Annotated in this window: 4 protein-coding genes; all 4 read right to left on the bottom strand. The window is 74.0% G+C overall.

What is annotated here, in order from left to right; genetic code table 11:
- Window positions 1–46 precede the first annotated feature (46 nt).
- Complete coding sequence (locus TR49_RS44760; protein WP_063770221.1) at window positions 47–2,533, bottom strand: hypothetical protein; 2,487 nt, start codon at window positions 2,531–2,533, stop codon at window positions 47–49.
- Between the two features lie 165 nt (window positions 2,534–2,698).
- Window positions 2,699–4,294 (bottom strand): Ig-like domain-containing protein, encoded by a 1,596-nt coding sequence (locus TR49_RS31315; protein ID WP_052434799.1) that lies wholly within the window; start codon window positions 4,292–4,294, stop codon window positions 2,699–2,701.
- 44 nt (window positions 4,295–4,338) lie between these two features.
- Window positions 4,339–5,325: a substrate-binding domain-containing protein gene (locus tag TR49_RS31310; protein ID WP_042387531.1), complete on the bottom strand. Its 987-nt coding sequence runs from the start codon at window positions 5,323–5,325 to the stop codon at window positions 4,339–4,341.
- A 134-nt stretch (window positions 5,326–5,459) separates the two neighbouring features.
- Window positions 5,460–7,987: hypothetical protein (locus TR49_RS44125; protein ID WP_052434798.1), on the bottom strand; the 2,528-nt coding region annotated here is incomplete at its 5' end.

Genomic DNA, 7,987 nt, shown 5'->3' with positions numbered 1-7,987 from the left:
GGCCGGGCGGGGGCCGGGGGCAGCGGCGGCGGGGTGGCGGTGAGGGTCATCCCCGCACCGCCTTCGCCCCGGCGGCGGGCCGCCCGGCCTGCGGCTCGGTCCCGGACTCCGTCTCGGAATCTGTCTCGGACTCGGTCTCGGTCTCGGACTCGGTCTCGGTCACGGGCTCGGACTCGGTCACGGGCTCCTCCGATGTCGTCTCGGCCACGGCGGGGGTTCCGGTCTTCCTGCTCCGTTGGACCAGGACCTCGGCCCGCCGTCGGCGCAGCGCGGACAGGCCGAGGCCGACCAGGAGCAGTGCGCCCGCGACCATCGCCGGTACGGAGAGGAGCGACAGGCCGCCGCTCTGCCTGGTCGCGGCCGTCGGCGCGGGGAGCGGCTTCGCGGTCATGGCCGGCTCGGTGCTCTCGGGCATGGCCACCGGGGTGGAGTGGTCCGCCGTCCAGGAGTTGGGCGTGGTGAAGGTCAACGTGCCGAAGAAGTCCCGCAGGTGGGTCTGCTGGAAGCGGCCTCGGCAGTAGACGTCGATCCGGTAGGCGCCGTGGAGCGCGCTGACCCCGTTCTGGCGGGCGATGCTGCGCAGCGTCTGGTCGAGCGGGACGACGTACCCTCCGGTGGATGCGGCCGGGTAGATCGACGCGGCGGAGAGGCCGAGGGCGGAGGCGCCGCCGGCCGGGAAACCCGGTCCGCTGACGCCGGCGCTCAGCCAGTCGCCCTGACCGGGGCAGCGGCCGGAGGTGGCGAGGTCGATCGGGTCGTCGTCGTGACCCGAGGCGTAGTCGAAGAAGAGCGTGCCCGGCCCGTTGTCGTCCGTGGCGCCGGAGCTCGCGCTCGGCAGGGCGCTCGGGGTGGCGGACGGCCCGTCGGCCACGGCCGCGGAGGCCCCGCCGAGCAGCAGCCCGCCGCACGCGGTGACCACGGCGAACGCGACCGCGCACGCCCGCGCCACCGCACGACCGCGCACGCTCCGCGTGGCGACACGGGCGGGAGCCGCCCCCACCTCAGCGGGTACGTTGACCTGACCGGGCTCGTCGGACGTCTCCTCGGGGAGGGAGGCGGGCATCTCCCCCGCGGCGAGAACGGGCGGCGTGGGGAGAGCGGCCGGGCCGGGGGTTCCAGGCGTCGACGCCGGGACGGTGCCCGAGGCGCTCGGGGCGCCCTCCGGAAGCGGACCCGACGCCTGCGCCTTCGGCGCAGCCTCGTCGGAATCCGCGGGCGATCCGCCTGCACCGGGCGTAACTCCCGCCGCCGGAACAGGCAGCGTGGGAACGGCCGCTGGGCCGGGAACCCCGGACGTCGGCGGCTCCCCGGCGGTGTCCGCCGCTTCCGGCTCGGCCCCGGAGGCCGGAACAGGGACCGGGACCGGCACGGGCACCGGAACAGGTGCCGCGGGCTCGGTCGGGGCTGTCGGGCCCGTCGGGCCGGTCCCGGTCGTCGGCGCGGTGGGCTCCGCGGAGGCGGTCGGGGCCGTGGGGCCGGCCGGGGTGGTCGGGGGCTGGGAAAGCCCGGGGCCGGGCCGGTTCCCGCGGCGGCGACGGCGGAGGAAGAGGCTGACGGCCAGGGCCAGGAGCGGGAGGAGCAGGGCGACGAGGGTCCACGGGACGGTCGCGTAGAGGTTGTCGCTGACGGCCGACGGGAGGGCCGGATCGGTGTCGCCTGGGACGGCCATCGGGTCCACCGTGATGGAGGCCGTGGACCACAGCGTCGGGAAGACGCCCCGGATCTGGACCGTGTAGGTCACGCTGTTGCCGGGCAGCAGCTCCGTCAGTGCGCCGGGGCCGCTCGCGGTGGTGACCGCGCCGATCGCGTTGCGGACGCGGACCGCCTGGCGGCCGCTGAGGCGGATGTTGCCGGCGTTGTGGACGGTGTAGCTGACGGTCGTGGTGCCCGTGCCGAAGGGGTTGAGCGTGCCGCGGTACCGCACCGAGACGGACTGGACCACCAGTTGGGGTCGCAGCGCGCCCGGGACGCGCAGGTGGATGCGGGTGCCGACGCGCTGGTCGACGGCGATGTCGTTGCCCTTGGCGTCGGTCCCGTGGCGGCGCAGCGCCAGCACGATGCCGCCGGAGTGGTCGCCGGGCGCGGCGTTCGCGGGGACCGCGAGGGTGAACGGGATGATCTGCCGGGTACGCGGCGGCAGCGTCACCGTGCCGGCGGCGAGGTGGACCCAGGAGCCGACGTCCGTGGAGTGCCCGGAGGCGGGCAGCACGTCGTAGCCGCCGCTTCCGGTGTTGAAGGCGTCCGCCGCGTAGAGGGAGAGGGTGAGCGGGTCGTCGCCGTAGTTGTAGACCGCGACGTGGTCCTTGAGCTGCGCCCCCGGGGTGGCCGCGTAGGTGAGGGCCGCGCGCTGGTCGGGGCCGGAGGCCGAGGCCGGCTGGATGCCGAAGGTCTGCTGCTGCGCGGCGGGGGCCACACCGGGCACGGCGGCGGACGCCGCCGGCGCGAGCACGGCCAGGGCGGTCGTGAGCAGCACGGTGAGCAGCGCCGTGAGCGCGAGGAGCGCGTGACGCGCTCTCGACGGGGGGCGGGTCATGGCAGGGGTCCTTTGCACGGGCACGGGGTGACTGGGCAGGCGGTCCCGCCGCACCGCGCCGGGGAAGTGGGGCGCGGTGCGGCGGGGGCCGCCATCAGCGACGATCAGTCCACGACGGGTCTACGGGTCGTCACATCACGGTCGGGTGGTGCGGTCGGACGGTCGTCACATCGCGGTGAGCGTGAGCACCGCGGTGTAGGTGCCGGCCTTGGTGGAGGTGGGCGCGACCAGGGAGAGGTCGGCGCCCAGCTGGGCGGTGCCGAGGCCGGTCGCGGTGGCCAGGGTCCGGGAGGACTTGAGGCCGAGCGCGCCGGAGTCGGACGCGGAGACGGCGTTGGCCGGGGCCACCGCGCCGCCGAGCGAGACGTTGAGCCCGTCGACCTTGTTGACCAGGCGCGGGATCCAGCCGAGGTTCTCGCCGTTGATGGTGTCGCCGCCGTCGGAGAAGTCGGCGACCTGGCCGCTGAGCGACCAGCCCGGGGCGCCCGCGCGGGTGTCGGTGACGGTGACGGTCTGGATCGGACCGGCCGTCGCGAACAGGGTGCTGGCCGAGTTCAGGGTCAGCGGCGGCAGGGCGACGGTGCTGCCCGCGACGCTGAGCACCAGCGCGCCGGGGGCGACGGTGGTGGTGATGTTCTCGGTGCCGCTCGCGGTGCCGCCGCCCGTGCCGCCACCGGTGCCGCCGCCGGTCGGGGCGCTGACGGTGTAGGTGACGGACGCGGAGGTGGACGCCGCGAACTTGGTGGCGTCGGTCGGGGTGAAGGCGGCGGCGAGCTGGTGATCGCCCTGGGGCAGGGTGGAGGTGGTGAGCGTGGCGCTGCCGTTGCTGACCTGGACCGGGCTGCCGATCGCGGTGCCGCCGTCGGTGAAGGTGATGGTGCCCGCCGCGGAGGACGGGTCCACCGTGGCGGTCAGCGTGACCTGCGTGCCGGCCGGGGAGGAGGTGCCCGGGGTGACCGCCAGCGCCGTCGTGGTGGCCTGCGCGCTTGGCGGGCTGACGGTGTAGGAGGTCACCGTCGAGGTGGAGCTGCCGAAGTTCGGGTCCGTGGAGGTGAACGCGGCGGTCAGCTGGTGGGCGCCCTGGGTGAGCGCGGAGGTGGTCAGGGCCGCGGTGCCGTTGGCGACGGTGACCGGGCTGCCGATCGCGGTGGTCCCGTCCATGAACTGGACGGTGCCGGCCGCGGCCGGGGAGACGGTCGCGGTCAGGGTGACGGCGCTGCCGGCCGTGGCCGAGTTCGCCGGGGTGACCGCCAGCGTCGTGGTGGTGGCGGTCTGGGTCGGAGTGGTGCTGGAGGTGTACGTGGTGGGGCTGGTGAAGAAGATCTTGCCGACGTAGTCACCGAAGGTGGTCGCGCCGAAGGCGTTGCGGCAGGTCAGCGTGAAGTCGTACTCGCCGGACAGGGCGGTGATGCCGGCCTGCTGGGCGAAATAGCGCATGGTGTTGGACAGCGGCACCACGTAGCCGCCGGCGGCGGTCTGCTGGTACGTCGAGATCGGGGAGTTGCCGACGACCTGGGTGCCGGTGGCCGGGAAGCCCTGGCCGGTGACCGACATGATCACGTTGCTGCCGCCGCCGGTGCAGGCGCCGGAGGTGGTGAAGCTCATCGCGTCGTTGTCGGCGCCGGAGGCCGGCGTCGCGGTCATCGTGCCCAGCTGGGTGTCGGCGTGCGCGGCGGTCGCGCCGATCATCGTGGTCGCGCCGGAGGCCAGCAGCGTGGCCGTCGCCAGGGCCACGCGGCGGGAGATACGGAGGGTCGACACAGGAGTACTCGCCTTCGTCAGTCTGCGTGAGTGGGTGTGGGCGGTCAGCCCGTGACCTTGGAGGTGTCGCCGCAGTTCGGGTCGATGCCGAAGCCGTAGGTCTTGATGATCGAGTTCTGCTGGCAGACCAGGGAGTTGGAGCCGACGAAGACCGTGCTCCACGGCGCGGTGCCGACGTTGGTGCTCGGGATGACGTTGTAGACCTCGCGGGTGGCCGCGGCGCCGGTGTTGAGCAGCAGCGACGGGGTGCCGTTGATGCTGCCGAGCAGCGCCGAGCCGCGCAGGTCGGCGAGGGTGCCGGCGCCCTGGGCGATGTACTGGGCGATGGAGAAGGGCGCGATGGAGTTGTCGTCCAGGACGCGGCCGTCGTGCTCCTCGATCGGCTTGCCGTTCTTGGTGTCGCTGATGCAGGGGTAGGCGTGGTTGACCACGTCGGTGTCGGAGATGCCGACGGTGGTCTCCCAGAAGGAGCGGGTGCCCGAGCCGGCCTGCGGCAGCAGCGGGTGGATCGAGTAGTTCGGGCCGGTGCCCACGTAGTTGGGGTCACAGGTGTAGATGGCGTGCAGGTCGGCCAGGGTCATCGTGCGCGGCAGCGAGCTGGTGGGCGTGATGGCGTAGGTGACCGCGTCCACCGCGAACGGGACGTAGGTCAGGCCGGGGGTGGCCGGGGCCAGGTTGAGGCTGGAGGAGCGGGAGAACTGCAGGCAGCCGTCGGCCGCACCCAGCGAGTTGAGCAGCGCGGTGCGGCCCGCGCCGGAGCCGTTCGGGCGGGTGATGGCCTGGCAGGCGCTGCCGGACTGGGTGGCGACGGTGGCCGAGCCGGTCGCGTCGTAGGAGCCGATCACCTTGGTGCCGTTGATGGTGATCGTGCCGGCCATCGCGTTCATGACGCCCTGGGTGGTGTCGGAGCCGACACCGGCGAGCTGACGGTAGGTGGGGGCACCCACCGGGTCGGCGTGGGCGGTCCCGGCGCCGACGGCCAGGAGGGCGACACCAGCGGCGGCGGCGAGAAGCCTGAACTTGCCGGTCATGGAACGGTTCCCTTTCGGACGGTGGTGCACGGACGGCCGGGGGGTTCCGGCCGTCGTAGGGAGCGCGGGTCGTGATCGGTGCGGCGGTCGGAGCGGGCGCCGTCACGGACGGCGCCGGCCGAGCCGACGTCCGGTCAGCTCCTGGGCCGCCGCAGGTAGCGGGCCAGCAGCGGCCCGGCCCCGGCCGCCACCAGGGCGACCAGCAGCAGGACCAGGAACAGGTACTGGGCGACGCCCACGGGGGTGGCGGCGGTGCGGGCGACGTTCTGGACGGCCGGGGAGCTGGGCGCGATCGTCGGGGGGCCGTGCGGCCCGGACTGGCCGCCGGAGACGCCCCCCGACGTCCCCGAGGCCCCCGACCCGCTGCCGTCGCCGCCCCCGCCGGCACTCCCGCCGAGGCTGCCGGTGGCGCCGCCGGTCGTGGTCCCGCCGGAGGGGCCGCCGTGCGGGCCGGAGTCCGCGACGACGGTCCTGGCGACGGACAGCGCCTCGGTGCGCAGCGCCTGCGGCAGCGGCACGTAGCCGTTGACCAGCTGGCCCGGCTCCACGCCGGGCGTCTGCCCGGCGCCGACGGCGAAGCGGAGCAGGGAGGCGTAGGCGGCGCCCTCGTCCTTGGTCAGCAGCGACGGCACGGTCGCGGCGTAGCTGACGACGGTGAGCGGGTAGGCGTCCTTGGCCTTGCTGTCCGGCGGCAGCAGGCTCACGCCGGTGGTGCCGACCGGGGTCATCGCCGCCTGCGCCGCCAGCATGGACGCCGGGGTCGGCGCGACGAACTGTCCGGCGCCGTTCATCAGGTTGGCGGTGTCGAGGCCGTAGCGGGCCGCGGTCGCGGTGTCGGTGACGGAGAGGATGCCGATCTGGCCCTGCGGCTCCGGCGGGCCCTTCTTCAGCTGCGGCGGAATGGCCGTGGCGTCCCAGATGGTCTTCGAGAGCCGGTCGCCGCGGGCCGCCGACCGGGCGGCGTCGTGCATGCCGACCGCGTACGGGTGGGCGTCCAGGGTGCACAGCGGCGGCTGCTTGTTGGGGCTGTTCGGGAAGGTCTCGCAGTACGGGTCGCTCTTGGGGAAGTCGTCGCGCGGCAGAGCGAGCTTGTCGGCGGTGTAGTTGGGGTTGACCGTCATCCCCCACGGGTCCTTCTTGCCGGCGAGGAAGTCCCGCGCATCCGGGTCGCCCTCGACCCACTCCCACAGGTGCCGGGCCGCGTCGGACTGGCCGAGCGGCACGAGGATGTCGGGGATGCGGGAGAGGAAGGCGAGCGGCTTGAAGTCCGGGTTCAGGGCCAGGAAGTCGGGGTCGGTGGTGAGGTCCAGCGGGTTGCTCGCGACGTCGGTGGCGTCGTAGCCGACGGCGTAGCGGTACGACTGGGTGAGCAGCTTGGCGACCAGCCGTGGCGTCAGGTTGAGGGTGTGCATGCGCTGGCCCTCGAGTTTGCGCACGTCCGCCGGGGCGCTGGTGTAGGACTGGCTCTGGACGTCGAAGGCGATGGTGACGCCGGACAGGGCCACCGGCGCGTAGACCGGGGTGCGTCCGGCCGGTAGCTGATCGGCGGCCACCGGGTCGGCGACGTAGACCATGCCGGGGTCGGCGTCGTTGACCAGCTTGCCGCGGGCCAGGTCGTCGTCGAGCTTCGTGTAGCCGAAGATGGACGTGGTCTGCCGGCACAGCACCGGCTGCCAGCTGGTGACGGCCTCCTGCGCCATCTCGGTGCCGTAGGTCAGTCGCTCGTGGCTGCCGATGGGGCAGTTGAGGCCGAGCGGGGTGAAGTGCAGCGGCACCACCATGCGGTAGCGCCAGTTGCTCGCCGACAGCGGCGAGGACTGGAGCTGGCCGGAGTTGCCGACCGGCGGCTTGCCGTCGACCTCGACCTCACCGCGCGGGACGACGACGAGCCAGCACTCGCGCCCCTCCTTCGGCGGCACCTTCAGGTTGTCGGGCGTCTGGCCGCAGCCGAGACCGGGCGCCTCCATGCCGGTCTGCGTCTCGAAGTAGACCTGGCCGGTGCCGTCCGCCCGGGTCGGCGCGAAGGGCACCTCGTTGGTGGACTCCACGTCGAAGAACTGGCTGCCCGCGGTCGTCTCGACGACGCCGCCCACGGCGTGGAAGGGCGTGTAGACGTTGACGTTGGGCTGGGTCTGCTTGATCGTCTCGAGCGGGTCGACGAGCGAGCCGTAGTTGAGCTGGCGGGTGGAGACGTACGCGCCGCCGCGGCTGTCGCCGCGCAGACCGCCGTACTGGCACTGGGTGCGGTCCGGGCCGGTGGCCGCGTCGCCCCAGCACTGCATCAGCTCCAGGTAGTCCTGGGCGAAGCTCGAAGGGTTGGGCAGCGTCGGCTTGCCGCCGCTCCAGTCGACCTTGACCACCTGGTCGGTCAGGTTGGTGGTCTGGTGGACCGTCACCGTCAGCCCGGCGAACGGGCCGGTGCCGTGCACGCTGACCGCGGAGCCGGCTCCGGCCGCGCTCACCAGCGTCGGCGCGCCTGGCACGTGCGGGTCGCTGCTGCCGACGGCGGTCAGCTCCGTCCCGGGGACGGTGCCCGCGGCGGCCGCGCCGCCGGGGGCACTCGCCGTGGCCCCGGTGGTGCCCGCGCCGCCCACGGCGGAGTCGACCGGCACCGGCCTGCCGGTGACCTGGTCCACCTGGACCGAGGGGCCGCTGGTCGGCA

The sequence above is a fragment of the Streptacidiphilus melanogenes genome (genome assembly GCF_000787835.1).
In the GTDB taxonomy this organism is placed as follows: Bacteria; Actinomycetota; Actinomycetes; order Streptomycetales; family Streptomycetaceae; genus Streptacidiphilus; species Streptacidiphilus melanogenes.
This window is presented reverse-complemented; position numbering and strand designations above follow the sequence as displayed.

Bases quoted from the DNA above. Each gene is read 5' to 3' on its own strand.
- TR49_RS44760 (WP_063770221.1), bottom strand. From the start codon at position 2,533: ATGACCCGCCCCCCGTCGAGAGCGCGTCACGCGCTCCTCGCGCTCACG.
- TR49_RS31310 (WP_042387531.1), bottom strand. From the start codon at position 5,325: ATGACCGGCAAGTTCAGGCTTCTCGCCGCCGCCGCTGGTGTCGCCCTC.